25 protein-coding genes and 1 pseudogene are annotated in these 25,868 nt (G+C 67.9%); 20 read left to right on the top strand and 6 right to left on the bottom strand.

All coding sequences use genetic code 11. The features are described from left to right. Window positions 1-183: 183 nt before the first annotated feature. The 7 genes from ACFQS9_RS14400 (at window position 184) to ACFQS9_RS14370 (ending at window position 6,981) form a co-directional block, all read left to right on the top strand. Entirely contained in the window at window positions 184-1,158 is a 975-nt protein-coding gene (locus ACFQS9_RS14400; protein WP_378405771.1) for a quinone oxidoreductase family protein, read from the top strand. 89 nt (window positions 1,159-1,247) lie between these two features. Then, window positions 1,248-2,096, top strand: coding sequence for a TauD/TfdA dioxygenase family protein (locus ACFQS9_RS14395; protein WP_378406508.1), 849 nt, complete (start codon window positions 1,248-1,250; stop codon window positions 2,094-2,096). Window positions 2,097-2,153: 57 nt separating this feature from the next. Next, the gene (locus ACFQS9_RS14390; protein ID WP_027500576.1) at window positions 2,154-3,209 is read left to right on the top strand and encodes a beta-keto acid cleavage family enzyme; all 1,056 of its coding nucleotides are present in this window, start codon (window positions 2,154-2,156) and stop codon (window positions 3,207-3,209) included. Window positions 3,210-3,367: 158 nt separating this feature from the next. Next, window positions 3,368-3,949 carry an RBBP9/YdeN family alpha/beta hydrolase gene (locus ACFQS9_RS14385; protein ID WP_378405769.1) on the top strand — a complete coding sequence of 194 codons (582 nt, stop codon included), beginning with the start codon at window positions 3,368-3,370 and terminating at the stop codon, window positions 3,947-3,949. Beyond that, window positions 3,946-4,710 carry a CoA transferase subunit A gene (locus tag ACFQS9_RS14380; RefSeq protein ID WP_378405767.1) on the top strand — a complete coding sequence of 255 codons (765 nt, stop codon included), beginning with the start codon at window positions 3,946-3,948 and terminating at the stop codon, window positions 4,708-4,710. Before ACFQS9_RS14385 ends, ACFQS9_RS14380 begins: the two co-directional genes overlap by 4 nt. Continuing rightward, on the top strand, window positions 4,707-5,396 hold the full coding sequence (locus ACFQS9_RS14375; RefSeq protein ID WP_378405765.1) for a 3-oxoacid CoA-transferase subunit B: 690 nt from the start codon (window positions 4,707-4,709) through the stop codon (window positions 5,394-5,396). Before ACFQS9_RS14380 ends, ACFQS9_RS14375 begins: the two co-directional genes overlap by 4 nt. 7 nt (window positions 5,397-5,403) lie before the next feature. Further along, on the top strand, window positions 5,404-6,981 hold the full coding sequence (locus tag ACFQS9_RS14370; RefSeq protein WP_378405763.1) for a long-chain-fatty-acid--CoA ligase: 1,578 nt from the start codon (window positions 5,404-5,406) through the stop codon (window positions 6,979-6,981). A 42-nt stretch (window positions 6,982-7,023) separates the two neighbouring features. Here the strand turns inward: ACFQS9_RS14370 and ACFQS9_RS14365 are convergent, their stop codons facing one another. After that, window positions 7,024-7,923, bottom strand: coding sequence for a LysR family transcriptional regulator (locus ACFQS9_RS14365; protein ID WP_378405761.1), 900 nt, complete (start codon window positions 7,921-7,923; stop codon window positions 7,024-7,026). A 101-nt stretch (window positions 7,924-8,024) separates the two neighbouring features. Between ACFQS9_RS14365 and ACFQS9_RS14360 the strand changes: the two genes are divergently transcribed. The 3 genes from ACFQS9_RS14360 (at window position 8,025) to ACFQS9_RS14350 (ending at window position 10,555) form a co-directional block, all read left to right on the top strand. Beyond that, window positions 8,025-9,083, top strand: a complete 1,059-nt coding sequence (locus ACFQS9_RS14360) for a YeiH family protein (protein ID WP_378405759.1) — start codon at window positions 8,025-8,027, stop codon at window positions 9,081-9,083. Window positions 9,084-9,186: 103 nt separating this feature from the next. Further along, window positions 9,187-9,999 (top strand): alpha/beta fold hydrolase, encoded by an 813-nt coding sequence (locus tag ACFQS9_RS14355; protein WP_378406506.1) that lies wholly within the window; start codon window positions 9,187-9,189, stop codon window positions 9,997-9,999. Between the two features lie 61 nt (window positions 10,000-10,060). Then, window positions 10,061-10,555, top strand: a complete 495-nt coding sequence (locus tag ACFQS9_RS14350) for a hypothetical protein (RefSeq protein ID WP_378405757.1) — start codon at window positions 10,061-10,063, stop codon at window positions 10,553-10,555. A 60-nt stretch (window positions 10,556-10,615) separates the two neighbouring features. Here the strand turns inward: ACFQS9_RS14350 and ACFQS9_RS14345 are convergent, their stop codons facing one another. Continuing rightward, window positions 10,616-11,200 carry a TetR/AcrR family transcriptional regulator gene (locus tag ACFQS9_RS14345; protein ID WP_378405755.1) on the bottom strand — a complete coding sequence of 195 codons (585 nt, stop codon included), beginning with the start codon at window positions 11,198-11,200 and terminating at the stop codon, window positions 10,616-10,618. Window positions 11,201-11,318: 118 nt separating this feature from the next. Between ACFQS9_RS14345 and ACFQS9_RS14340 the strand changes: the two genes are divergently transcribed. The 4 genes from ACFQS9_RS14340 to ACFQS9_RS14325 all read left to right on the top strand — a co-directional run bounded on the left by ACFQS9_RS14340 (window position 11,319) and on the right by ACFQS9_RS14325 (window position 14,875). Continuing rightward, window positions 11,319-12,074, top strand: coding sequence for an SDR family NAD(P)-dependent oxidoreductase (locus ACFQS9_RS14340; protein WP_378406504.1), 756 nt, complete (start codon window positions 11,319-11,321; stop codon window positions 12,072-12,074). A gap of 96 nt (window positions 12,075-12,170) precedes the next feature. Beyond that, on the top strand, window positions 12,171-12,425 hold the full coding sequence (locus tag ACFQS9_RS14335; RefSeq protein ID WP_378405753.1) for a hypothetical protein: 255 nt from the start codon (window positions 12,171-12,173) through the stop codon (window positions 12,423-12,425). Then, window positions 12,422-13,582 carry an oxidoreductase gene (locus ACFQS9_RS14330; protein ID WP_378405751.1) on the top strand — a complete coding sequence of 387 codons (1,161 nt, stop codon included), beginning with the start codon at window positions 12,422-12,424 and terminating at the stop codon, window positions 13,580-13,582. Before ACFQS9_RS14335 ends, ACFQS9_RS14330 begins: the two co-directional genes overlap by 4 nt. 144 nt (window positions 13,583-13,726) lie before the next feature. Beyond that, window positions 13,727-14,875, top strand: coding sequence for a Rieske 2Fe-2S domain-containing protein (locus ACFQS9_RS14325; protein WP_378405749.1), 1,149 nt, complete (start codon window positions 13,727-13,729; stop codon window positions 14,873-14,875). 105 nt (window positions 14,876-14,980) lie between these two features. On the opposite strand, the gene ACFQS9_RS14320 is transcribed toward ACFQS9_RS14325, so the two are convergent. The 3 genes from ACFQS9_RS14320 to ACFQS9_RS14310 all read right to left on the bottom strand — a co-directional run bounded on the left by ACFQS9_RS14320 (window position 14,981) and on the right by ACFQS9_RS14310 (window position 18,162). Beyond that, a complete protein-coding gene (locus ACFQS9_RS14320) occupies window positions 14,981-15,748 on the bottom strand; it encodes an IclR family transcriptional regulator (protein ID WP_378405747.1) in 768 nt (255 codons plus the stop codon). A gap of 224 nt (window positions 15,749-15,972) precedes the next feature. After that, entirely contained in the window at window positions 15,973-17,454 is a 1,482-nt protein-coding gene (locus ACFQS9_RS14315; protein WP_378405745.1) for an MFS transporter, read from the bottom strand. Window positions 17,455-17,646: 192 nt separating this feature from the next. Beyond that, window positions 17,647-18,162 carry a nuclear transport factor 2 family protein gene (locus tag ACFQS9_RS14310; RefSeq protein ID WP_378405743.1) on the bottom strand — a complete coding sequence of 172 codons (516 nt, stop codon included), beginning with the start codon at window positions 18,160-18,162 and terminating at the stop codon, window positions 17,647-17,649. 270 nt (window positions 18,163-18,432) lie between these two features. Between ACFQS9_RS14310 and ACFQS9_RS14305 the strand changes: the two are divergent. The 4 genes and pseudogenes from ACFQS9_RS14305 to ACFQS9_RS14290 all read left to right on the top strand — a co-directional run bounded on the left by ACFQS9_RS14305 (window position 18,433) and on the right by ACFQS9_RS14290 (window position 22,672). After that, window positions 18,433-18,841 (top strand): annotated as a pseudogene (locus ACFQS9_RS14305) (alpha/beta fold hydrolase). A 57-nt stretch (window positions 18,842-18,898) separates the two neighbouring features. Beyond that, entirely contained in the window at window positions 18,899-20,077 is a 1,179-nt protein-coding gene (locus tag ACFQS9_RS14300) for an acyl-CoA dehydrogenase family protein (protein WP_378405741.1), read from the top strand. Between the two features lie 36 nt (window positions 20,078-20,113). Next, entirely contained in the window at window positions 20,114-21,019 is a 906-nt protein-coding gene (gene bphC / locus ACFQS9_RS14295; protein WP_378405739.1) for a biphenyl-2,3-diol 1,2-dioxygenase, read from the top strand. A 240-nt stretch (window positions 21,020-21,259) separates the two neighbouring features. Beyond that, window positions 21,260-22,672, top strand: coding sequence for an MFS transporter (locus ACFQS9_RS14290; protein ID WP_378405737.1), 1,413 nt, complete (start codon window positions 21,260-21,262; stop codon window positions 22,670-22,672). A gap of 214 nt (window positions 22,673-22,886) precedes the next feature. Here the strand turns inward: ACFQS9_RS14290 and ACFQS9_RS14285 are convergent, their stop codons facing one another. After that, window positions 22,887-23,627 (bottom strand): SDR family NAD(P)-dependent oxidoreductase, encoded by a 741-nt coding sequence (locus tag ACFQS9_RS14285; protein ID WP_378405735.1) that lies wholly within the window; start codon window positions 23,625-23,627, stop codon window positions 22,887-22,889. Window positions 23,628-23,732: 105 nt separating this feature from the next. Here ACFQS9_RS14285 and ACFQS9_RS14280 point away from each other — a divergent pair, with 105 nt between their 5' ends. Together ACFQS9_RS14280 and ACFQS9_RS14275 are read left to right on the top strand one after the other, a co-directional pair. After that, window positions 23,733-24,326, top strand: coding sequence for a TetR/AcrR family transcriptional regulator (locus tag ACFQS9_RS14280; RefSeq protein ID WP_378405732.1), 594 nt, complete (start codon window positions 23,733-23,735; stop codon window positions 24,324-24,326). Between the two features lie 115 nt (window positions 24,327-24,441). Continuing rightward, window positions 24,442-25,779 (top strand): MFS transporter, encoded by a 1,338-nt coding sequence (locus ACFQS9_RS14275; RefSeq protein WP_378405730.1) that lies wholly within the window; start codon window positions 24,442-24,444, stop codon window positions 25,777-25,779. Window positions 25,780-25,868 lie beyond the last annotated feature (89 nt).

Here is a 25,868-nt window from a genome sequence, read left to right as displayed (position 1 = left end):
AACAAATATGTCCCCTGAGGATAAGTGTGAACCCCATCGCATGGCTACCGTTGTGTCAGCTGAATCACACCGGATGCGCGATCGCTTCCGGTGGCGGACCCCGCGAAGGGCACATCGGACCGCTCCGCCGGCAGCGCAGCGACATGGCCGCCCAGGGGTGGAACCACGATCAAGGAGAAGGCAATGGCAAAGGCGATCCGCTTCTACGAAACCGGTGGCCCGGAGGTCCTGCGATGGGAATCCGTGGAGGTCGGCGACCCGGGTCCGGGTGAGGTCCGGGTCCGCCACGGAGCGGTCGGCCTGAACTTCGCCGACACCTACTTCCGTACGGGCATGTATCCCGCACCCCTGCCCGCGGGCATGGGTGTCGAGGGTGCCGGCGTCGTGGAGGCGGTCGGTGCCGGGGTCACCGATTTCCGGGAGGGTGACCGCGTCACCTACACCGGGAGCCCGCTCGGTGCGTACAGCACCGAGCGCGTGATGCCCGCCGCACACCTCATCGCACTTCCGGACGGGATCGAGTTCGAGACCGCGGCCGCGATGACCATGCGGGGCCTCACCACCTCGTACCTGCTCCGCCGGATCCATCCCCTCCAGGCCGGCGACACGGTGTTGCTGCACGCGGCCGCGGGTGGCGTCGGGCTGATCTTCTGCCAGTGGGCGAAGTTGCTGGGCATCAACGTGATCGGCACGGTGTCGACCGACGAGAAGGCGGCGGTCGCGCGCGCTCACGGGTGCGGAGAGGTCATCGTCTACACGAGGGAGAACGTCGCCGAGCGGGTGCGCGAGCTCACCGGCGGGGCGGGCGTGCCGGTGGTCTACGACAGCATCGGGGCGTCCACGTTCCAGACCTCGATCGACTCGCTCGCCCGGCGGGGCCTGCTGGTGGCCTTCGGCACCGCATCCGGCCCGATCCCGCCGATCGATGCCATGCAGCTCGCGGTCAAGGGGTCGCTCTTCGTGACCAGGCCCGCGCTCGCCGACTACATCGCCGATCCTGCCGAGCGGGCGGAGCTCGCGGGTGAGCTGTTCGGTCATGTCGCGGCCGGCCGCATCTCCATCGAGATCAACCAGCGTTACGGACTCGAGGACGCCGAGAAGGCCCACCGCGACCTGGAGTCCGGCATCAGCATCGGCTCCTCGGTCTTCTCAGTCTGAATCCGAATCACCCGTTCGTACAGGAGAGCGTCATGACCACAACCATCGACCGAGGGGCCGATCGAACCGCAGGTGCCGCGGTGCCTGCCATGGATGCACGACCGCTGACCTGCAGCATCGGCGCGGAGGTCCGGGGCGTCGATCTCGCCGACGTCTCGCGCGACGACCGGAGTTTCGCGGAGCTGAAGTCGCTGCTGCTCGAGCACAAGGTGCTGTTCTTCCGGGACCAGAACATGAGCCGGGCCGAGCACGTGGCCCTCGCCGAGCGATTCGGGCCACTCGAGGACCACCCCGTGCTCGGCAGCGACCCGGAACACCCCGGCCTCGTTCGGATCTACAAGGATCTCGACAGCCCGCCCGAGCAGTTCGAGAACGCCTTCCACTGCGACGCGACGTGGCGGGAGAACCCGCCGATGGGGTCCGTGCTGCGCTGCGTCGAGGGACCCGAGGTGGGCGGCGACACCATGTGGGTGAACATGGCGCTGGCCTATGAGAAGTTGCCCGAGCGGGTCAAGGAGCAGATCGAGGGGCTGCGGGCGCGGCACAGCATCGAGGCGTCGTTCGGGGCGCGGATGCCGATCGAGCAGCGCCTCGAGCTCAAGGAGCGTTTCCCCGACGCCGAGCATCCGGTGGTGCGCACCCACCCGGAAACGGGGGAGAAGATCCTGTTCGTCAACTCGTTCACCACCCACCTGACGAACTTCCACACCGCCGAGAACATCCGCTGCGGTATCGACTACGCGCCCGGGGCCGGGGAACTGCTGCGTTATCTGCAGAGCCAGGCCACCATCCCCGAGTTCCAGGTGCGGTGGCGGTGGACGCGCAACAGCGTGGCGATCTGGGACAACCGGTCGACCCAGCACTACGCGGTCCAGGACTACTGGCCCGCGGTCCGAAAGATGGAACGCGCAGGCATCGTCGGCGACCGTCCCTTCTGATCCAGACGAATTCTCTTCCACTCCAGACTTTTCCAGCCCAATCGACAGGAGATCGACATGCACTTTCACGACGACGCGCTGTTCCCGGAGAACCAGGACAAGCTGGTCATCACCGTTGCGCCGTACGGCCCGGAGTGGGCGGTCGAGGATTTCCCCGAGGACCTGCCCCTGACGATGGACGAGCACGTCCAGCAGGCCGTCGACTGCTTCGAGGCCGGCGCCACCGTGCTGCACATCCACGTCCGTGAGGAGGACGGCAAGGGCTCCAAGCGGCTGTCGAAGTTCAACGAGCTCCTCGGCCGCCTCCGCGAGGCCGTGCCGGAGATGATCCTGCAGGTCGGCGGCTCGATCTCCTTCGCCCCCGAGGGCGACGGCGCGGACGCGAAGTGGCTCTCCGACGACGTGCGCCACATGCTCGCCGAGCTGGACCCGAAGCCGGACCAGGTCACCATCGCGATCAACACCAGCCAGATGAACATCATGGAGCTGATGACCCCGGGCGACATCAAGGGCACCTCTCTGGAGAACGCCGAGCTGTCTGCGACCTACCGCGAGATGACCGTGCCCGCGGGCCCGGAGTGGGTCGAGGAGCACCTGCGTCGCCTGCAGGCCGCCGGCATCCAGCCGCACTTCCAGCTCTCGTCCATCCCGCAGCTCGAGACCGTGGAGCGGCTGATCCGCCGCGGCGTCTACACCGGGCCGCTGAACCTGACCTGGGTCGCGATCGGCGGCGGCTTCGACGGCCCCAACCCGTACAACATGATGCAGTTCATCAACCGGGTCCCGGACGGCGCCTGCCTGACGCTGGAGACGCTGATGCGCAGCGTGCTGCCGGTGAACACGATGGCCATCGCGATGGGCCTGCACCCGCGCTGTGGCAACGAGGACAACCTGTGGGCGCCGAGCGGCGAGGTCAAGATCACCTCCGCCGAGCAGGTCCGCCAGCTGGTGCGCGTCGCCAACGAGCTCGGCCGCGAGGTCGCGACCGCCAAGGAGGCCCGCGACATCTACCGGATCGGAGAGACCTACGCCGATGCCGACGAGACCCTCGCCCGGCTCGGGTACGCGCCGAACCGCAAGCCCGGCCAGGTCGGCTTCACCCAGCACGCCTGAGCAGGTCACCCACCCGATCGTCGAGCCGACGCGGCAGCGGCGGCTCGACGATCGCCCGACGGGTCGGGGCGCGGCACCTGCTTGTGCCGCGCCCCGACCCGACAGGGATCCGATCCGGATCCCGATCTCATTGTGAAACAGCAGCTTCGGGAGTCCACATGAACAGCATCGCCGATCCGACCGTGGTGATCGTGCCCGGTCTGCGCGACCACGTCGCCGACCACTGGCAGACCCTCCTCGCAGACAAGCTCGATCGAGTGCGCACGGTGCCGCCGCTCGAACACGACAAGCTCAGCCTGACGGCGCGCGTCGGGGCGCTCGACGCCGTGCTCGGCGAGATCGACGGACCGGTGGTGCTCGTCGCGCACAGCGCGGGCTGCATGATCACGGTGCACTGGGCGCAGCGGCCGACCCGGCCGATCCAGGGTGCCCTGCTGGCCACCCCCGCGGACCTGGAGCAGCCGCTGCCAGCGGGCTACCCGGTGATCGAGGACCTCGAGCGCAATGGCTGGAACCCCATCCCGCGGGGCCGGCTTCCGTTCCCCAGCATCGTCGCGGCCAGCAGCAATGACCCGCTCGGGAGTCACCGACGGATCGCCGGCATGGCGGAGACCTGGGGCAGTCGACTGGTCGACCTGGGCGACGTCGGACATCTCAATCCCGCTGCCGGCTACGGGTCTTGGCCGCAGGCGGAGGAACTCCTGCTCGAGCTGACGCGTGCGAAGCAGGTCGCCTCGTGACCCGGGTGTTCGTCTCGGCCGCTGAGGCGGTCGCCGACATCGGCAGTGGTGCCTCGTTGGCGGTGGGCGGATTCGGTCTGTGCGGGATCCCCGACGCGTTGATCGCCGCGATCGCGGACGGATCGGCGACCGACCTGGAGGTCGCCTCGAACAATTGCGGAACAGACGGCCACGGTCTCGGTCTGCTGTTGGAGCAGAAGAGAATTCGCCGCGTCATCGCCTCGTACGTCGGCGAGAACAAGGAGTTCGCCCGGCAGTACCTGTCCGGGGAACTGGAGGTCGAGCTGTCGCCGCAGGGCACGCTGGCCGAGCGGCTCCGCGCCGGTGGTGCCGGCATTCCGGCGTTCTTCACACCCGCAGGGGTCGGTACCCCGGTGTCGGAGGGTGGGCTGCCGTGGCGCTACGCGGGCGACGGATCGGTCGCCCTGGCGTCCCCGCCCAAGGAGGTCCGCGAATACGCGGGCAAGCGGTACGTGCTCGAGGAATCGATCACCACCGACTTCGCGCTGGTGCACGCGGCGATCGGGGACACCGAGGGGAACCTGGTGTTCAACCTGGCGGCACGCAACTTCAACCCACTCGCCGCGATGGCGGGCCGGGTGTGCATCGCGCAGGTGGAGACCCTGGTGCGGCCGGGCGTGCTGGATCCGGCACAGGTGCATCTGCCGGGGATCTTCGTCGACCGCCTCGTCGCCACGGGCGTACAGGACAAGCAGATCGAGAAGCGCACGGTGACGGCGCGGAAGGACCTTCCCTCATGACCTCCACATTGACAGCGATCGGCTGGACCCGCGAGCAGATGGCGGCCCGGGCCGCCGCGGAGCTCTCGGCGGGCGAGTACGTCAACCTCGGTATCGGGCTGCCGACCCTGATCCCGAACCACCTCCCGCCGGGGCTCGAGGTGGTCCTGCACAGCGAGAACGGGATCCTCGGCACCGGGGCGTACCCGGACGAGGACGGTGTGGACGCGGATCTGATCAACGCGGGCAAAGAAACAGTGACCGTGACGCCAGGTGCCTCGTTCTTCGACTCCGCACTCTCGTTCGGGATGATCCGGGGTGGGCACATCGACACCGCGGTACTCGGCGGGATGCAGGTCTCGGAGTCCGGCGATCTGGCGAACTGGATGGTGCCCGGCGCGATGGTCAAGGGCATGGGCGGGGCGATGGACCTCGTCCACGGCGCCCGCAGGGTCCTGGTGCTGATGGAACACACCGACCGGTCCGGGGCATCGAAGATCGTGCGCGAGTGCACCCTGCCGCTCACCGGTCAGGGTGTGGTGCACCGGATCATCACCAACCTCGCCGTCCTCGACGTCACCGAGACGGGGCTGGTCCTGCGCGAGTGCGCACCCGGCGCGAGCGAGGAGTCCGTGCGCGCGGCCACCGACGCGCCGCTCACGTCGGCCACCGAGACCGACCACCTCCACCACGGCAACCGAAAGTGAGCTCAGCGTGCTGAACCTGTCCATGCTCCTCGAGGACTCCGCCCGCCGCTATCCCGATCGGGACGCACTGGTCCTCGACGGCGAGCGGATGACCTACGCGCAGCTGAACGCCCAAGCCGATCGGGTGGCGAACCTGCTCATCTCGCACGGCATCGGGCCGGGTGACAGGGTGGCGTTGTCCTGCCCGAATCTGCCGCAGTTCCCGATCGTCTATTACGGGATCCTCAAGGCCGGTGCGGTCGTCGTCCCGCTCAACGTCATGCTCAAGGGCCGCGAGATCGCCTACCACCTAGCCGATTCGGCGGCCAGCGCGTACTTCTGCTTCGAGGGCAGCGCGGAGCTGCCGATGGGCGAGTTCGGCCGGGCCGGGTTCGACGCGACGGACGGGTGCCGGGAGATGTTCCTGATCACCGCGGACCCCGGCGCGGTGGCACCGGTCGACGGTGTCACCACCCTGACCGCCGCGCTGGCGGGCGTGGCTACCGAGGCGGTGGCGGAGTCGGTGGTCCGTGAGGCGGGCGACGCCGCGGTGATCCTGTACACCAGCGGGACCACCGGCAAGCCCAAGGGCGCCGTACTCACCCACTCCAACATGGTGATGAACGCGGCGTCGGCGAACCGGCTGTTCGACAGCAACCCGATCCGGCGCGACACCTTCCTGGTCACCCTCCCGCTGTTCCACTCGTTCGGCCAGACCGTCGTCATGAACGCGGGCCTGTCGGTCGGGGCCACCCTGGTGATGCTGCCCCGATTCGAGGCCGCGGCGGCGTTGCGGCTGATGGTCGACGAGGCGGTGACCGTGTTCGCCGGGGTGCCGACGATGTACTGGGCGCTGCTCGGCGCCCTCGATGCAGCGACCGACGCCGGTGTCGATGTCGGCCGCATCGCGGGGACCATTCGCCGGGCCATCTCCGGCGGTGCGGCGCTGCCGGTGGAGATCCTGACTCGGTTCGCCGAGCGGTTCGGGGTGCAGATCCTCGAGGGGTACGGCCTGTCCGAGACCTCCCCGCTGGCACTCTTCAGCGACCCCGAGCGGGACCCTCGCCCGGGATCGATCGGCGTGCCGGTCTGGGGCGTCGAGGCGCGGTTGGTCGACGAGGATTGGAACACCGTGCCGGGTGCCGACGAGGTCGGGGAGATCGCGCTGCGCGGGCACAACGTCATGGCGGGCTACCTGGGCAGGCCCGAGGCCACCGCCGAGGTGATGCGCGACGGATGGTTGCGCACCGGTGATCTCGCCCGCCGCGACGACGACGGCTTCTACTACATCGTCGACCGCGCGAAGGACCTCATCGTGCGTGGCGGGTTCAACGTCTACCCGCGCGAGATCGAAGAGGTCCTGCTGACCCATGAGGCCGTCTCTCTGGCCGCCGTCATCGGCGTACCGCACGAGAGCCACGGCGAGGAGATCAAGGCGTTCGTCATCCTCGAACCCAACGCGCAGATCGCCGAGGGCGAACTGATCACCTGGTGCAAGGAACAGATGGCGAACTACAAGTACCCCCGTCTGGTCGAGTTCGCCACCGTCCTGCCCATGACCGCCACCGGCAAGATCCTCAAGCGCGAACTCGCCGGGACGCCCTGACGGATCCGGTGAATCGGCTTCGGCATGCAGGCCGGGGCCGATTCACCGGGAACCGCGTCGCACCAGCCTGACGAGGTCGCCTGCGGGTCCCTCGAGCTGCCGGGGCGGGCGCCACACGGCGCGCAGGGTGCGATCGAGGTCGAGTCCGTCCACCTCCACCGCCTTCACGTCGCCTGCCGCCAGCTGGTCCGCCACCGCCAGCGTGCTCAACACCGCGGGGCCGACGCCGCCGAGCACGCTGGTCCGGATGGCGGCCGCGCTGCCGAGCTCGAGAAGCGGTGCCGCACGGGTGTATTCGTGCAGCGCGACGTCGAGGGTGGTGCGGGTTCCGGAGCCGGGTTCGCGGACGACGAGAGGGGTGCCCGCGAGCTCGGCGATGGACAGCGGCCGCCTGCGCCGCGCCCACGGGTGGTCGGGGTGGACGACGACGATCAGCCGGTCCCGCGCGACGGCGACGCTGTGCAGCGGGCGCGGAACGGTCGGGGACTCGACGAAGCCGATGTCGCAGGACCCCGCCCTCACGTCGTCGAACACCTGGGTGGAGTTCCGGACCTGCAGGTGAATGGTCACATTCGGATCCATCCGCCGGAACTGCCCGAGCCAGCCGGGCATGAGGTGCTCCGCGACCGTCATGCTCGCGCTGATCGTCAGTTCGGCCGCACGTTTCTCGCGCATGCCCTCGGCGACGTGCAGCAGCTGGCGGGCGTCGGCGAGCACCTTCCGTGACCAGTGCGCGATCACGGTGCCCTCCGGCGTCAGCGTCGACCCGGTGGGCTTGCGCTGCAACAGCGCGGTTCCGATCTGTGCCTCGAGCCGCTTGATCGCGCGGCTCGCGTTCGGCTGTGCGATCCCGGCGATTCTGCTGGCGGCACTGAGGCTTCCGTGATCGTCGACCCCCACGAGGAGGTCCAGCGCGTCGAGGTCCGGCCATCGGAAAGTCATTCGAATATCATATGCCTATCTCGATAGGCATATCAGTTTGATATGTGGAGATGGTGGATTGGGGGCTACCCGAGGGCGATGCCATGACGCACTGTTGAGTCATGTCCCACGGAGTCGATACACCCGCCTGTACACAGCATCCCGCCGCCGGTGCGGAGTCCGGCGAGCGGTCGCGCTCGCGGGCGGCCGGCCTCGCCACGGGGTTGGGCCTGTGCGTCGTCGGGGCGGCGACGGCGATGGGCATCGGACGACTGCTCCCGGCGGTGAGCCCACTGCTGATCGCCATCGTGCTCGGTGCGCTGGTGGCCAATCTCGTGACGGTTCCGGGCTGGATCCGGCCGGGACTGGACTTCTCCTCCAAGCGGCTACTCCGGGTGGGCATCGCACTGCTCGGGCTGCAGTTGATGTTCAGTGACGTTCTCGCCCTCGGGTGGGGAGTGATCGCCGTCGTCGTGGCGATCGTGGTCCTCGGCATGGCCGGGACCATGTACGCGGGCAAGCTGCTCGGGCTGTCCTGGACGCAGCGGGTGCTCATCGCCTGTGGATTCTCGATCTGCGGAGCGGCCGCCGTGGCGGCCGCAGACGGTGTCGTCGACGCGAAGGAGGAGGAACTGCTCACCGCGGTCGCGCTGGTCGTCGTGTTCGGAACCCTGATGATCCCGACGATCCCGCTGCTCGCCGGCGCCCTGGGGCTCACCGATCGGCAGGCGGGGATGTGGGCAGGCGGTTCCATCCACGAGGTCGCCCAGGTCGTCGCGGCGGGCGGCGTCATCGGAGGGGGCGCGCTGGCGGTGGCAACGGTCGTCAAACTGGCGCGAGTGCTGATGCTGGCGCCGGTGATGGCGTACCTCGGTGCCCACGAGCGGCGAATCGCCAAGGACAGCCGGATGGACGTCACCCGGCCGCCCCTGATCCCGGTGTTCGTCCTGGCCTTCATCGGCTGCGTGGCGCTGCGCTCCGCTGGAGTGTTGCCCGCCGGCGTGATCATGCAGGCCCAGGTGGTGCAGACCGCGCTGCTGACCGCGGCGATGTTCGCGCTGGGTATCGGTGTGCGGGTGGCGCTGCTGCGCTCGGTCGGCGCTCGCCCGTTCGTACTCGCCGCCATCGGGACGGGTTGGGTCGCGGTCATCTCGTTGGCGGGCGTCTGGTTGGTGTCCTGAAGCGAGTCCTCTCCGCGGAGCTGAGCCCCGGCAGAGACCGAATATGGTGTCGGGCGTGAACGCGAACCGTGAGACCGTCTAACTCCGTGGCGGTGCAGGCGTCATCGCCGGCGACCGGTGGACGCCGGCCACCGAAACGGCGTACCGGGGTCCGATCCTGATGCTGCACGGCGGCGGGCAGACCCGGCACTCCTGGAATCGAGCGGCGGCGGGGCTGGCCGTCGACGGATGGACCGTGTACACACTCGACGCGCGCGGTCACGGGGACAGCGACTGGGCGCCGGACGGCGACTACCGGCTGGACGGACTCGTCGGCGACCTGCGGGGCGTCATCGAGCAGCTCGACGAGCAGCCGGTGCTGTTCGGGGCCTCCCTGGGCGGGATGACCGGGTTGACCGCGGAGGGCGAGAATCCGGGACTGTTGCGGGCTCTGGTCCTGGTCGACATCACGCCCAAGGTGGAACCGGAGGGGGTCAAGCGGATCGCCGACTTCATGCGGGGCAACCCGGACGGGTTCGCGAACCTCGAGGAGGTCGCCGATGCCGTGGCTGCCTATCAGCCGCACCGGACCAGGCCGACGAACATCGAGGGCCTGCGGCGCAACGTCCGGGAGCGATCGAACGGGCGCCTGTATTGGCATTGGGATCCCGCGTTCACCCGGCCTCGGACTCTCGTGGACACCCCGACCGCGGATCACGGGCGCATGGTGGCCGCGGCGCGTGCGGTCGAGGTCCCCACGCTGCTGGTTCACGGCGGCCGATCGGACATCGTCAGTTCGGACGGGGTCGAGGAGCTGCTCGGCCTGATCCCGCACGCTTCCGCGGTCAACGTGTCGGCCGCCGGTCACATGGTCGCGGGGGACGACAATGCCGTTTTCGTTGCGGAGGTCGGCGGCTTCCTGGACACCCTCGTGTAGTTGTATGGAGCTTCGTCCCGGCGACAGGCCGGTGGCTACCGACTCATCGAGGAGATTCCCCATGGCATTCGCCGGCAACGTCGACGAGCTCGCCCTGCTGCAGACGGTGCGTCTGAAGGGGTCCGTCACACCCGCGGTACTCGCGACGCAGCTCGGGGTCGCGGATGCGTCCGCGCAGGCCGCGCTCGATGCGCTGGTGGCGGCCGGGCGCGCGGCCGCCGACGCGGGCGGCGCGGTCGCGCTGACCGAATCGGGCCTGGCCGAGCTCGAGGACCAGCTCGACGCCGAGCGGGTGTCCATCGACGAGGACCTGTTCGCCGAGGTCGTCGAGCGGTTCGAGCCGCTGGACGCGGAGTTCGCGGACGCGGCGGGCGACGCGGGCAAGGTCGCCGACCTGGATCGTCGCGCAGCGGACGTTTTCGACGACGTGTCGGCCTACGTGCCGAGGCTGGCGCGATACCAGGAGCTGCTCGCCGACTCGGTCGCGGATGCCGACGCCTACGCGGTGGTGTGGTCGGAGCTGCGCCGGGAGATCCTCAGCGCGGCCGGCCGGTAGGAACCGCGCGCGGCGCAGCTCGCGTGATCCCCTGCTGGGCGGTCACGCGAGGTGCGCCGGTCAGGCCCGGGCGCGGAACCCGTCGACGAACACGGCGACCACCTCTCGGGCCATCGTCTCCGCGGGGCGTTCGGCCGACGGGTGGTACCAGTGCGAGGTCATCCAGACCGCGTTGCGCAACAGCATGTGGAACAGGTGCGGGTCCATGTCGTCGCGGAAGGCGCCCGTCGCGATCCCGGCCGAGATGGTGTCGGTCCAGAACGCCTCCAACTCGACGGCGACGGGCCCGAGGTTGGCCTCGCGCATCTGCTCCTGCATGTAGTCGAGTTCGTTCTGCCAGATCCGGGTGGCGTGCGGGTGTGCCTCGGCGGATTCGATCGCGGTGTGGACCAACACCTCGAGCCGCGAGATCGGATCCTGGTCGTCGGCCACGGCCGCGCGGAAGCGCACCAGTAGGTCCAGCAGGTACTCGCGGATCACCTCGAAGACGATCGCTTCCTTGGCCGGGAAATAGTGGTAGAGGGTGCCCGAGTAGACGCCAACCGCGTCAGCGATCTGCCGGACGGTGGTGGACGCAACGCCTTTGGCCGCAAAGACTTCCGCTGCGCAGTCGAGAATCTGGCGCTTGCGTTCCTGTGGATCCATGAGCTCACCCTATCGGCTTTCCACTCAGCTGATCGAGCGCTTGATCAATGACGTGATGGGGCACACACTGTCGGCTGCGGTCCGGCGCCGCCGGATCGGAACCGGTGAAGGGTGGAACATGGGCGTGTTGGACGGCAGGGTGGCATTGGTGACCGGCGCCGGGCAGGGGGTCGGCCGCGGTTTATCCCGGGCGCTCGCCAACGCGGGCGCCCGCGTCGCGGTGGCGGGTCGAACGCTGGGCAAGGTCGAGGACACGGCGGCTCAGATCAGGGCAAGCGGCGGGGACGCGCATGCGTTCGCCTGTGACGTCATGGAAGCGGATCAGCTCGAGCGCCTGGTCGGGGACGTCGTGGGGCGTTTCGGCGGGCTGTCGATCCTGGTCAACAATGCGCAGACGACCGTGCACGGGCATCTGCTCGAATTGTCCGAGGACGTCTACCGCGACGGCATGGACTCCGGGCCGCTGGCGACGCTGCGCCTGATGCGGGCCTGCCATCCCCATCTCAAGGGGCACGGGTCGATCGTCAATCTCGGATCGGCGGCCGGGGTGCGCTGGGACCCCTCCGGGTACGGGGGATACGCGGCCGCGAAGGAGGCCATCCGGGTTCTGACCCGGACGGCGGCGTGCGAGTGGGGTGCGGACGGGATCCGGGTCAACGCGATCCTGCCGCTGGCCTCGTCGCCGGCGCTCGACGACTGGGCCAAAGAGCGGCCGTACGAGGCGGAGGAGTACCTGCGCACCGTGCCGCTGGGGCGCCTCGGCGACCCAGAGACGGATATCGGCCCGGCGGTCGTGTTCCTGTGCAGTTCGGCCGCCCGATACATCACGGGCCACTCGCTGCCGGTCGACGGCGGCCAGGCGTTGATGCGCTGATCCGCCGAAAAGGTTACAGCTGGGCGGAATTTCGATCTCGGACGTGCGCCGGCCCTCCCTAGGCTCGGCCTGAGCCACAACCGGAAGGATCGCACCATGCAACAGCTCGACTGTGAATCATGCGGAAATCGAGTGCTTGTCGAGAAGTACAGCCAGAGCCACACCAGCATCCAGTGGCTGGACGATGCCGAGCGCCGCTGTCCCGAGTTCCGGGGGCGCGCCGAGCGGGGCGAGCACAGCATGTTCGTCACTTCGTGCGGGGCGTTGCAGGACACGGTCAGGCAGGCGGTTCGCGAGGGGCGACTGAGTGAATCGCCGCGCTCCACGCCCGTTCCGGGGCGGCTCAGGTGACGCCCGATGTGCTCGCGCCGGCGCGCCTCGGACCAATTCGGCTACGGAACCGGGTGATCAAGGCCGCGACTGCCGAGGGGATGACGCCCGAGGGCGTGGTGACCGATGATCTCATCGCCTTCCATCGCTCGCTGGCCGAGGGTGGCGTCGGGATCAGCACGCTGGCCGGCTGCGCAGTCGCGCCGGACGGGGTGACGGCGGCGGGCCAGATCGTCGTGCGTCCCGAGGTGGTGGCGGGTTTGCGGAGGCTGACGGACGCGATCCATGACGGCGGCGCGGCGGCATCGGTGCAGCTGAACCACGCCGGTCCTGTGGGCGATGTGCGGGCCAGTGGGCGGCCCGCGGTTGCCCCGGGCAAGCTGTTCAGCCTGATCAGCCTCCGCAACAGTCGGCCCGCGACCGAGGGCGACATCGAGCGGATCACACAGGGTTTCGTGGACTCCGCGCGGCTGTCGGTGGAGGCGGGCTTCGATGTGGTCGAGCTGCATATGGGTCACAACTACTTCATCAGCTCCTTCCTCAGTCCGAAGTTGAACAAGCGGAACGATCGTCGCGGGGGATCGCTGGAGAACCGCGCGAGCATCGCGCGCGAGATCGCGCGTCGGGTTCGCGACGCGGTGCAGGATCGGGCGGCCGTGATCGCCAAACTGAGCATGGACGACGGCGTGCCGGGCGGGACCTGGCTGGACGAGTCGCTGCAGACCGCGCAGTGGCTCAGCGAGGACGGCGCTCTCGATGCCATCGAGTTGACGGTCGGCAGTTCCCTGTACAACCCGATGTATCTGTTCAAGGGCGACACACCGATTGCCGAGTTCGCCGCGGTCATGCCGCAACCGGTGAAGCTCGGCGTGCAGGTGTTCGGGAAGCTGGCGCTCAAGGAGTACCCGTACCGCGACCTCTTCCTGCTCGACCAGGCGAGGCAGTTCCTACCGGTGGTGAAGACGCCGCTTATCCTGCTCGGCGGGGTGACCGATCGGGCCGGCATGGACACCGCGATGGACGCGGGGTTCGAGTTCGTGGCGATCGGGCGCGCGCTGCTGCGAGAGCCGGACCTGATCAATCGGATCGCCGCCGATGCGGGCAAGCGCTCGCTGTGCATCCACTGCAACAAGTGCATGCCCACCATCTACACCGGCACCCACTGCGTATTGGCCTGAGTGCGATGCAAGTCCGCTCCGTGATCGCCGTGTAAAGGCTGTGCCATTGGGCGGAAAAGTGGTGTCGGAGAGACGATCTGCGCCGACATAGTGAATCCGCGCAAACCGGATTCTCGGATAGCACCGAACTGAACTGGAGGAATCATGACCGTGGACACGAGTACCGAACCCGAAGTGCGGACCATCGAAACGGGTAGCGATCCGACTCGCTACGCGCGCGGCTGGCACTGCATCGGTCTGGCGAAGTCGTTTCGCAACGGCAAGCCGCATCAGGTGCAGATCTTCGGCACCGACCTGGTCGTGTGGGAGGACAGCAAGGGACAGCTGAACGTTCTCGATGCGTTCTGCCGTCACATGGGCGGCAATCTCGCCATGGGCGAGGTCAAGGGCGACGACATCGCCTGCCCGTTCCACGACTGGCGCTGGGGTGGCAACGGCAAGTGCACCGGCATCCCGTATGCGCGCCGCGTGCCGCCGATCGCCAAGACGCGCAGCTGGATCAGCATGGAGCGCAACGGCCTGTTCTTCGTCTGGAACGACCCGCAGGGCAACCCGCCGCCGCCGGAGGTCACCATCCCGGAGATCGAGGGCTACGGCACCGACCAGTGGAGCGAGTGGTCCTGGAACACCTACCTGGTGGAGGGTTCGAACTGTCGCGAGATCGTCGACAACGTCGTCGACATGGCGCACTTCTTCTACGTGCACTTCCAGATGCCGGAGTTCTTCAAGAACGTCTTCGAGGGCCACATCGCCGCGCAGCACATGCGCTCGTCGGGCCGCGACGACGTCCAGACCGGCGTGCAGCTCGATATGCCGGACGCCGAAACCGTGTCCGACGCGTTTTACTACGGTCCGTCCTTCATGCTCGACACCGTCTACACGATCGCCGGTGACAGCAAGGTCGAGGTCAAGCTGGTCAACTGCCACTACCCGATCACGCAGAACTCCTTCCTGCTGCAGTACGGCACCGTTGTGAAGCGGATGGACGGCGTCTCGGATGAGGAGGCCTCGGCGATGGCGACGATGTTCACAGAGGGCGTCGAGACCCAGTTCAAGCAGGACGTCGAGATCTGGAAACACAAGTCCCGGATCGAGAACCCGCTGCTGACCGAGGAGGACGGCCCGGTATACCAGCTACGCCGTTGGTACAGCCAGTTCTACGTGGACGTCGAGGACGTCACCTCGGACATGACCAAGCGCTTCGAGTTCGAGGTCGACACCACCCGCGCCCTGGAGAACTGGGCCGAAGAAGTGAAGGCGAACGTCGCCCAGCTGGCCGACAGCTCGAAGTAGCCGGGAACCGGTCACGAAACAGATTGTGCCCCCTACGTGTTCACGTAGGGGGCACATCTGTTTCTGTATCTGGGATGCCCTTGTGTGGACCGAGTTGCGGCCGTGTCAGGCCGGGATCTCGCGTGGCACACGCTGCTCGGTGATCCTCCGCGAGGTCGCGAGGGCACCCATCCGCACCGGTGCCACCAGCGCCGAGGTGTTGATCTTGTCGGTCGGCCCGCACACCGAGATCGCGCCGACCGTCGTCTGCCCGTCCCCGATGGCGGCGGCCACGCAGGACACACCGAGGACGGCCTCGTCGCGGTCGTGTGCGACGCTGCGCTCCCGGATACCGGCCAGCTCGCGGCGGAGCTGCTCGGGATCCGAGATGCTATGCGACGTTGGCGATCCGGCGCGGGCGGAGATCGACGCCACGGGGTCGGCCCCGGTACTGGCGAGCATTGCCTTGCCGATTGCGGTGCAGGTGGCCGGCTGCCGCCCGCCGACGCGGGACGGCAGAGCCATGGTGAAGCGGCTACCGATCTTCTCCAGATAGAGCACATCGTCGCCCACGAGGACACCGAGGTGCACGACCAGACCTGTGGTCGCGTGCAACTGGTGCATGATCGGCAGCGCGGCGCGGTGCAGGCCGTCGTGATGCAGCGCGAGTGAACCGAGCTCGAACATCTTCCTGCCGAGCTCGTAGGCCTGGCCGCACCGCCGGATCCACTGCAGGCGCACGAGTTGCACGAGCATCCGGTGGGTGGACGAGCGCGGGAAGCCGGTGCGCCGCGACAGCTCCGACAGGGTGAGGCGCTCGGAGTCGCTGAAGGCTTCTAGCAGGATCGAGACGCGGTCGATCACCGCGACCGGAGAGTTTTCATCGCCCGACATCTTCTTGTCCTCCACGGGTCCGAGTCGTTCCAGGGGGATTGCCCCTGAACATCCATTGAGCAAGCGATCAATCAATTGTTCGGCGACTATATCAGCGATGGTGACGGTGGTCACGTTGTGGAGTGGGCCGCGTCATCACCCCAGGTCGGATGGTGTGTGTGGCTCGAACGCGAGAACGCCAGGCTGCGAACCTCGCAGCCTGGCGTCCTCTCGTGCGGCTCGGATCAGGCATTGACCGCCACTGCCGGCGTGGTCGGCGCGTGCCCGTCCGTCGTTTCTCGAGTTCGCCGTCGCAGCAGGCCCGCGACGACGAGGATCGACAGCGCCGAACCGGCCGCCGCGATGAGGAACGACAGCGAGATGCCGCCGCCCGTGTAGAAGGCGTAACCGTCGACGACGGTGGCGACGTAGGAATTGAGGATTGCGAACGCTGCCACCGGGAAGATCGATGCTATGAGGGTCTGCGAGGTCTGGACCATGCTCGACATCGACGCCTGCACCGTCGCCGGGACCGACGCGATGACGAGGTTGGGAATCGAGGCGGTGAAGGCGCCCATGCCCAGCCCGAAGAGGAGCACCCAGATGACCAGCAGTGCCTTATCTGTGTGGGAGAACGCGGTGAGCGCGGAGCCGGCGAGCATCAGTCCCATGCCGATGATCATCGTGGCCGATGGGCGCATCGTACGGATTGCCCGGCCGACACCTAGTCCGCCGATGACGCTCCCGAGGCCGATCGGGGCCTGCAGGATGGCGAATTGCTTTGCGTCGACGCCGAAACCATAGCCGAGCGCGAGCGCGGCGGGCGTCATGCACATGATCGGCAGCATGATGGTGTACAGCGACATCGTGCCGTAGCCGAGTCCGGCCCCCAGGCAGATGCGGAACATCGGCCCGTGGCGGAAGAAGCGCAGATCGATGAGGGGTTCCTTGGCGCGCAGGCTCGTCGCGACCCACGCAGCGAGGAGGGCGACACCGCCGATGAGGTAGCCCAGCGTGCTGGTTTCACCCCATCCCCAGGTGGGGCCGAAGCTGACGCCGATGAGCACCGAGGCGAGACCGCCGCCGAGCAGGATCGCGCCGAGCACGTCGACCCGGGCGGGAGTGCGCACCGGGGATTCAGGCGTGGTGGTGACGATGATGGGGATCATGGCGACGAGAACGATCGCGAAGAACCAGAAGATCGCCCGGAACGACCAGGTGTCGAGGAGCCATCCCGTCAGGAATGGTGCCGGCACGGACATCAATCCCATGCCGGCCGCCGTGATGGAAACCGACAGCCCCAGGGTCGACGGTGGGAAGACGTCGCGCATCAGCGAGTAGGCGAGGAACATGCACGCGATGAGGCAACCGAAGAGCGCGCGCCCGACGAGGAACAGCGCGAAGCTGGGGGCGACCGCCGAGAGAACCGCACCGGCGATGCCCAATCCGAGCGAGATGAGGAACAGTTTGCGTTTGCCGTATATGTCAGCAAGTTTGCCGGCCAACGGGCACGCGATCGCGGCCACCAGCAGCCATGTAGACATCACCCAGGCGAGTTGATCGGTCTGGAAATGCTCGCCGATCGGTTTGAACGCGGTGGTGACCAGGAAGAAACTGATCGACATGATCTCGAGTACCAGCGCCATCGAGATCAACGACATGACCAGCCTGGGTGACCAGCCGTCGTCGCTCGCCTCGGTGGCTTCGGCCTGTATGTGCACTGACATCTGTGTGCCTCCCTGAGCGCCATGAATCGGTGAAATGTGACGCTCATTACAGACGTGTGCGGAAGTGGTCCGTATGCGTTGTCCAGCTCATCGGAACACGGATCCGTTTGGGTCTCGCAATACGAGACAATCCGAAATCAAAAGTGGCCCACCCTGATTCAGGGTGGGCCACCGGGCCGGCGTGGTTGGGTTCTAACGGACGTTCGCCGCCGCGATGCCCACGGCCAGTACGTCTCGCCCCTCCTCGGTGCCGTCGAGGAGACGATTGGTTCGCATCGTCACCCGCCAGCCGTTGCCGGTCCTGGCGAGTTCCCAGCGGTTCGCGCTCAGCCGACTGACGGTGAATCCCTCCGCGCTCGGATGTTTGGTGATCAGCTGTGAATAGAGCGTGGCCACGGCGGCGTCACCGGTGATGTGGATGTGTGCGGGCCCGCTCACGTGCCCGCAGCCGCCGCGGACGAAGCCAGTGTGCATGTCCGAGTCGACCATGGCCTCGATCTCCGCGTGCCCCTCCAGTCGGCCGGTATCCACGTCGTACACACCGTCGTCGGTCCAGATCCCGGACACCGCCTCCGCGCTGCAGGTGTCCACGGCCGGGCCGTAGGAGTAGATCAGCTGCATGATCTCGATGTGGTCGGTGAGGAATCCGACGTGCTTTTCGAGTGCGAGGAGTCGCTGCTCCACCTCGGTCATGGTCTGGGCAGTCACGGTGCCCTCTCTGTTCGCGGGGGGTGCGGCCGGACCTGCCCGGCCGCACAGGTCGAGGTCATTGGTAGCCGCGGCGCACCCGCGCGCACATCGGGTTTCCCGCCCAGCCGGAGTCGGATTCGATTCCCGACACTGCCGTTTCGGGGCCCGGCGGAGAAGGTGATCACAGGATTTCCGTTGACCGGGAGGGTCCTGTCGACACGTATCGCCGCTGGTTACCGTTCGCGGGTACGGCGGGTTCGACGCCGACAGGCAACCTGAGGCGGACGAATGATTGACGTGAACTACGAGGAATCCCAGCGCGAACTGGCCACAGATCGGGGCGTGCTGCGCTACCACGAGGTCGGCGACGGTCCGCCGCTGCTGTTGCTGCACGGGTCGGGACCCGGCGTGACCGGCTGGCGCAACTACCGCGGCGTGCTCGGCGAGTTCGCCGAGCACTTCCGTTGCTTGGTACTGGAATTCCCCGGATTCGGCGTCAGCGATCCGGGCGACGGGCACCCGGTGGCTGACCTGGGGTCGCGACGACAGGGTCACTCCCGTCGACATGGCGATGCTGCCGATGCGCGACATTCCGAACGCCGAACTGAACGTTTTTCCCAACTGCGGGCACTGGACCATGATCGAAGCCCGGGACGCATGGGTCAGCGCAGTCCTCGCCTTTCTGACGCGCACGTAAACCGTCGAAAACTGTTCGGACCACAAGAGTTTTTCAGTACAGGAATGTGAGGAATCAATGGGACAGGTACTCGACCACATCATGGCGCACGCGGAGGAGATCCGCGCGCAGGGCCCCGAGGGTGACCAGCTCATGCGGCTGTCGGACACCTCGGCCAAGATCCTGCAGGACTCCGGCGTGATCCGGATGCTGCAGCCCAAGGAGTACGGCGGACTTGAGGTGCATCCGCGCGAATTCGCCGAAACCACGATGGCCATCGGCGCCCTCGACGGAGCCGCCGGCTGGGTCGCCGGCATCGTCGGCGTGCACCCGTGGGAGCTCGCGTTCTTCGACAAGAAGGCCCAGGACGAGATCTGGGGCGAGGACAACGACATGTGGATGGCGTCGCCGTACGCGCCGATGGGTGTCGCCAAGCCCGTCGACGGCGGCTACATCCTCAACGGGAAGTGGTCCTTCTCATCCGGCACCGACCACTGCGGCTGGATCATGATCGGTGCCGCGCTCGGTGATCAGGACGGCAACGCGCTCAACCCGCCGCAGGTTCTGCACGTGCTGCTGCCGCGGTCGGACTACGAGATCGACCCGGATTCGTGGAACGTCGTCGGGCTGCGCGGCACGGGTTCGAAGGACCTGATCATCAAGGACGCGTTCATCCCGACCTACCGCACCATCGACGCGGACATCGTGCTCGGTGGCAACGCGTGGCAGCACGCCGGGCGCACTGAAACGCTGTACAAGTTCCCGTTCTCGTGCATCTTCCCGCTCGGCATCACCTCCTCCCTGATCGGCATGGCGGAGGGCGCGCTGGCCTGCCACATCGCCGCGCAGAAGGAACGGGTCGCCGTCACCGGCATCCCGATCAAGGACGACCCCTACGTCCTCTACGCGATCGGTGAGGCCGCGGCGGAGATCGCGGCCTCGCGGGCGGCGCTGCTGGAGACCGTCGACAGGTTCTGGGACAAGACGGAGAAGGGCCAGGAGGTCACGTTCGAGGAGCGGGCCATCGGCCGTCGCACGCAGACCGCGGCGGCGTGGCGCGCGGTCCGCGCGGTGGACGAGATCTTCGCCCGGTCCGGCGGTGGCGCGATGCACCTGAACACCCCACTGCAGCGCTTCTGGCGCGACGCGCACGTCGGCCTGTCGCACGCGATCCATGTGCCGGGCTCGATCTTCCACGCGTCGGCGCTGACCCAGCTCGGCGGCGAGCCGCAGGGCGTCCACCGCTCGATGATCTAGCCGAAGATTCGGCACGACAAAGGATTGGTAGAGGACATGACGGAAATTCGGGGTCTCGGTTATCTCAGGATTCAGACTCAGGATCTGGCTCGATGGCGCGAACTCGTCGTCGACGGCCTCGGCATGGCGGTCGGCTCGGGGCCGGAACCGGACGGCCTGTACCTGCGGGTGGACGAGCGGCGCGCCCGCCTGATCGTCCTGCCGGGGGAGTCCGACAAGGCACTGGCCGTCGGGTGGGAGGTGCGGGACCAGTTCGCCGTGCAGCGGGTCCGTGAGGCCGTCGAGAAGGCGGGCATCGCGGTCGAGGTGCTCTCCGACGAGGAGTCCTCCTACCGCGACGCCGAGCAGGTGATCGCGTTCGACGATCCGGCCGGTACCCACGTCGAGGTGTTCTTCGGGCCGGTGCTTGACCACAGCCCGGTCGTCACCCCGCACGGCGGGCACTGGGTGACCGGCGACCAGGGGCTCGGTCACGTCGTGCTCCCGACGGCGACGTTCGACGAGTCGTACGCCTTCTATACCGAGGTGCTCGGCTTCCTGCCGCGCGGCGCGATCCGGCTCGAGGGTCCCGGTCCCGCCCGCCGGGTCCGGTTCATGGGCGTCAACCGGCGCCACCACAGCCTTGCGCTGTGCCCGGCGCCGCCGACCGACGAGCCCGGCATGGTGCACCTGATGACGGAGGTCGACACCCTGGACTCCGTCGGCCAGGCACTGGATCGTGTTCGGGGACTCGGCTTCTCGATTTCCTCGACCCTGGGCCGGCACACGAACGACAAGATGGTCTCGTTCTATGTGCGGGCGCCCGGTGGCTGGGACCTCGAGTTCGGTACCGAGGGCATGCCGGTCGACGAGGCCTACTACACCGCGGAGGAGATCACCGCGGACAGCTACTGGGGCCACGACTGGTCCGGCAGCGAACCGCTGGCGGCCTTCACCTCGTAGCCCTCTTCGAGTGAACGGAAGCGTTCAGTCGATCCAATCGAACGAACGGCACATTCACCCGTGTGCCGGGCCCCGCGCCCGGAACCGGGCGGATGTGCCGTTTGTCGTCCGCCGGTCGGCAGCACAGGACCGGCGTGTCCGCTGGACGGGAACCGGCTTCCCGGCAGGTGTAGCGACGGTTACCTTCGGTGAATTCGACCACGCTGCAGTGGTTTTCGTCTCTGAAGGTGGTGACCGACTTTGTCCACGTCCGTCCGTACCGCGGGGTTCCCGACGACCGAGCGCACGACCCGGCACTGGGTCGGTGTTCTCGTCATCCTGCTGCTGCTCACCGAGCAGGCGGCACTGGCATTCGCGCTGTTCACTCCCGCGCTACCGAAGATCGCCGAGAAGTACCAGACCGCGCAGGTCGTCTGGGTGATGACCGCCCTGACCCTGGCCGCGGCCATCTCCTCGCCGATCCTCGGCAAGCTCGCCGACCTATACGGCAAGAAGCGGATCCTGGTCGTGACCGCAGCCATCGCGAGCCTCGGTGCCCTCATCTCGGCGATGGCACCGACCTTCCCAATCCTGATCATCGGGCGGTTCCTGTCCGGTGTTGGATTCGCCTTCGCGGCGCTCGGGTACTCGCTCATCCGTGACGTCTTTCCGGCGCGGATGCAGCCGATGGCGATCAGCCTGGCCAACACCGGGGTCGGGGTCGTCACGGTCATCGCGCCGCTGGTGTCGGGTCTGCTCATCGACCACACCGGCGTCGGGGCGGTCTTCTGGTTCTCGTTCGCGCTCTGCGCGCTCGGCGGGATCCTGACCCTGCTGTTCGTGCCCGAGACCCCGATCCGGGCGTCGGGGTCGGTGGACTGGCCGGGTGCGGCACTGCTCACCCTCGGCCTGTTCCTGCTCATGCTCGGGCTGTCGCAGGGCGGCGGCTGGGGCTGGGCCGATCCGCGTACGGTGGGCTGCTTCGGCATCGCGGCGGCTGCGCTGGTCGCATGGGTGTGCTGGGAGCGGCGCACCGCTGATCCGCTGATCGGCATCGACACCATCGCGAACCGCAAGGTCGGCATGGTGCTGTTGGCCGGTGGAATCGCCTACGGCGCAACGACATTGATCGCCAGCATGCTGCCGATGCTGCTGCAGGCCCCACCCGGCGTCACGGGCTACGGTTTCGGCCTGTCGGTCACCGAGATGGCGTGGTGGCTGTTGCCGGGAGGCACACTGATCGTGCTCGGCGGCGTGTTCGTCGGTGCCACCGCCACCAGCATCGGTTTCCGCCGGCAGCTGATCATCGGTGCCGTGCTGATCGGGGTCGGGGCCCTGCTGCTGGCGACGGTGCCCAGTGCGGCCTCGACGGTGGTGCTCGCATACGCGATCATCGGCTTCGGGTCGATGATCTACGCCGCGATCCCGAACCTGGTCATGCGCGGGCTCCCCGAGGAGCAGCGGGCCGTCGGTGCCAACTTCACCGGCATGGCGCAGGCGCTGTCGGGTGGCCTGCTCTCCACGATCGGCTTCGCCGTGCTCGGGCAACACCTGCTGTCCATGGGAGAGTTCGGCCCGGTGTACAGCTCGTCCGGCTTCACCGTCGCGTTTGCGGTGGCGGGAGGTGCGGCCCTGCTCGGCGCGGTGCTCGCGATCGCGATCCCGAAGGACTGAGGGCGGGTGGGGTGACCCAGGTCGCCCCACCCCCTTTCGGGAGTCGTCTGCGCGGTGGTGTGGTCGGAGCTGCGCCGGGAGATCCTCAGCGCTGCAGGCCGCTAGCAGCCCCAACGCGCACCGGATCTGTTCTGCACGCCCCGCGAGCGCGCGGGTGCGGGGCGTGCAGTTCGAGCAGTCGAGTCGATCCGGCGGTGTGCGTCGCCGCCGATGGTCAGGCGTTGGTGCCGCTGTCGACGGTGAAGATCGAGCCGGTGATGCTGCGGCCCGTATCGCCGGCGAGGAACGCCACCGTGGCGGCGACGTCGTCGACACTGCCGAATCGGCCGAGTGCGGTGAGGTCGACCTGCATGGCCGCGTTGGAGTCGTCGGCCGGGTTCATCTCCGTGTCCGTAGACCCCGGCTGTACCAGGTTCACCGTGATGCCGCGCGGCCCCAGTTCGCGCGCCAGGGCTTTGGTGAATCCGTTGAGGGCGGACTTGCTCAGGTTGTACAGCGACAGTCCACCGAACGGTGCGTGCTCGGACAGGTTCGTGCCGATGCTGATGATCCGCCCGCCGTCGCTCATGTGCGCGACCGCCGCCTGTGCGCCGACGAACGCCGCGCGCGCGTGCACGTTCAGCGCCCGGTCGACCTCCTCGACGGTGAACTCCTCGAACGGCTTGGCGGGGAAGATGCCCGCGTTGTTCACCAGCACATCCAGTCCGCCCAGTTCGGCCGCGGTTCGATCCACGGCCGCGATCACCGCTTCGGCATCCGCGCTGTCGGCCTGGATGGCGATCGCCCGGACCCCGAGTGCCTCGAGCTCGGCGACCACGGACTTCGCGTGTACCTCGGCGCTCCGGTAGGTGATCGCGACATCCGCCCCGGCCGCGGCCAGGTGTCGGGCGATTCCCGCTCCGATCCCTCGGCTCGCCCCGGTCACCAGCGCCACCTTGCCCGTCAAACCCGACATCGGCCCTCCTCGCCTTTCTGTGTCAATCGATACATAAATAGCTAAGACCATCGGGCTCGCCGCGTCAAGGGGTATATTTAACGATCGACACAGAAAGGGGCCGCGATGGCCGAGCGGGGCCGCCCCCGAGCCTTCGATCGATCGCTCGCGCTGCGCCGTGCGATGGAGGTCTTCTGGGAGCACGGTTACGAAGGTGCGTCCATGAGTGACCTCACGGGCGCGATGGGCATCAACTCGCCGAGCCTGTACGCCGCGTTCGGAGGCAAGGAGGCCCTGTTCCGGGCGGCTGTCGGGCTGTACGGGCAGACCGACGGCGGGCACACCGAACGCGCTCTGCGTGAGGGGGAGACGGCTCGCGCGAGCATCGAGGCCATGCTGCGCGACAACGCCGAGGCCTATACCGCCGCGGGCACGCCGCACGGCTGCATGGTGGTGCTGGCCGGTTCCACGTACGCCAACCGCAACGTCGGCATCCGCGACTTCCTGATCGAGATGCGCCGTGAGACCGCAGAGGCCATCCGCGGCCGCCTCGATCGCGGTGTGGCCGAAGGCGACCTACCCGCGGGAGTCGACACGGTCGCCCTGGCCGGCTTCTTCACCACGGTCCTCTACGGCCTGTCCGTCCAGGCTCGTGACGGCGTGCCGCTCGAGCAGTTGGCCAGGTCCATCGACTGCGCCATGGTGGCCATGCCCGGGTGACCCAGGTCACCCCACCCCCCTTTCGGGGGTAGTCGTCACGTGAGCCGCATCACTACCTTTCCTCGCAGTCACTGGCGCCCGACCCGGGCGTCATACGGCGCGAGAAGAGGAACCCATGACGACAGTGTCGCCGCCCGCCGACGCCGCGATCGCCCCGCCGCCGACCCGCACGAGCGTGCGCCGAGTGGCCACCGCGAGTTGCATCGGCACCACCATCGAGTTCTACGACTTCTTCATCTACGGGACGGCCGCGGCGCTGGTGTTCCCGAAGGTGTTCTTCCCCGCGTTGGGATCGACGGCAGGCACCGTCGCGTCCTTCGCGACCTTCGCCGTCGCGTTCATCGCCCGCCCCGTGGGCGCGATGCTCTTCGGCCACTACGGTGACCGGATCGGGCGCAAGAAGACCCTGATCTCGACGCTGCTCCTGATGGGCATCTCGACGCTGCTCATCGGATTGCTGCCGAGCGCCTCCACGATCGGGGTCGCGGCCCCCTTGATCCTCGTGCTGCTCCGCTTCGGGCAGGGCTTCGCGGTCGGCGGCGAATGGGCGGGCGCGACCCTGTTGACGGCCGAATACGCACCGCCGGGCAAACGCGGCCTGTACGCGATGTTCCCGCAGCTCGGCCCCGCCATCGCCTTCGTCCTCTCCAGCAGCACCTTTCTCATCACCGGCGCGGTGCTCGGCGACTCGAACGAGACCTTCCTCAACTGGGGCTGGCGCGTGCCGTTCCTGTTCTCCATCGTCCTGGTCGGCATCGGCCTGTACATGCGCCTCGCCATCGAGGAGACCCCGGTGTTCCGCGCCAACCAGGCGCAGCGCGCACTCGACGGGCCGGACGCCGCGCCCCGGACCCTGCCGTTCCTCGACGCCTGGCGTTACCAGCGCAAGGAGATCCTGCTCTCCGCGGGCGCCCTGGCCACCCTGTTCGCCTTCTTCTACCTCGGCACCGCCTTCCTCACCAGCTACGGGACCAAGACGCTCGGCTTCAGCCGGCCGTTCGTGTTGATGGTCGGCATCGCCTCCGCCGTCGTCTTCGGCATCGCGATCATCGTCTCCGCGCTCTACTCGGACCGGATCGGCCGCCGCAAGGTGATCATGGCGTCCTGCGTCGCCGCGCTGGTCTGGGCGCTGGCCCTGTTCCCGATCCTCGACACCGGGTCGCCCGTCGCGTTCGTGATCGGGATGTTCGGCACGCTCGCCATCTTCGGAATCGCGTACGGGCCCTGCGGTGCGCTGCTGCCCGAGATGTTCCAGACGCAGTACCGCTACACCGGAGCGGGCCTGGGCTACAACCTGGCGGGTGTGCTCGGTGGCGCGATCCCGCCGCTGATCGCCGCGCCGCTCGCCTCCACCTACGGCAGCTTCGCGATCGGGCTCATGCTGGCCGGACTGTCGGTGCTGAGCTTCTTCTGCACCAAGGCCCTGGTCGAGACCAAGGACCACGCGCTCTAGGCACCCGCGGGCGGGGTGTCCGGACCTTGGACAGTTACGGCCACCCCGGACCATTGACTATGTCGTAGGTCACATCGGTACGAGTAGGT

Origin of the sequence: Rhodococcus daqingensis, from assembly GCF_042665615.1 — a bacterium.
GTDB lineage: Bacteria > Actinomycetota > Actinomycetes > Mycobacteriales > Mycobacteriaceae > Rhodococcus_G > Rhodococcus_G daqingensis.
This window is presented reverse-complemented; position numbering and strand designations above follow the sequence as displayed.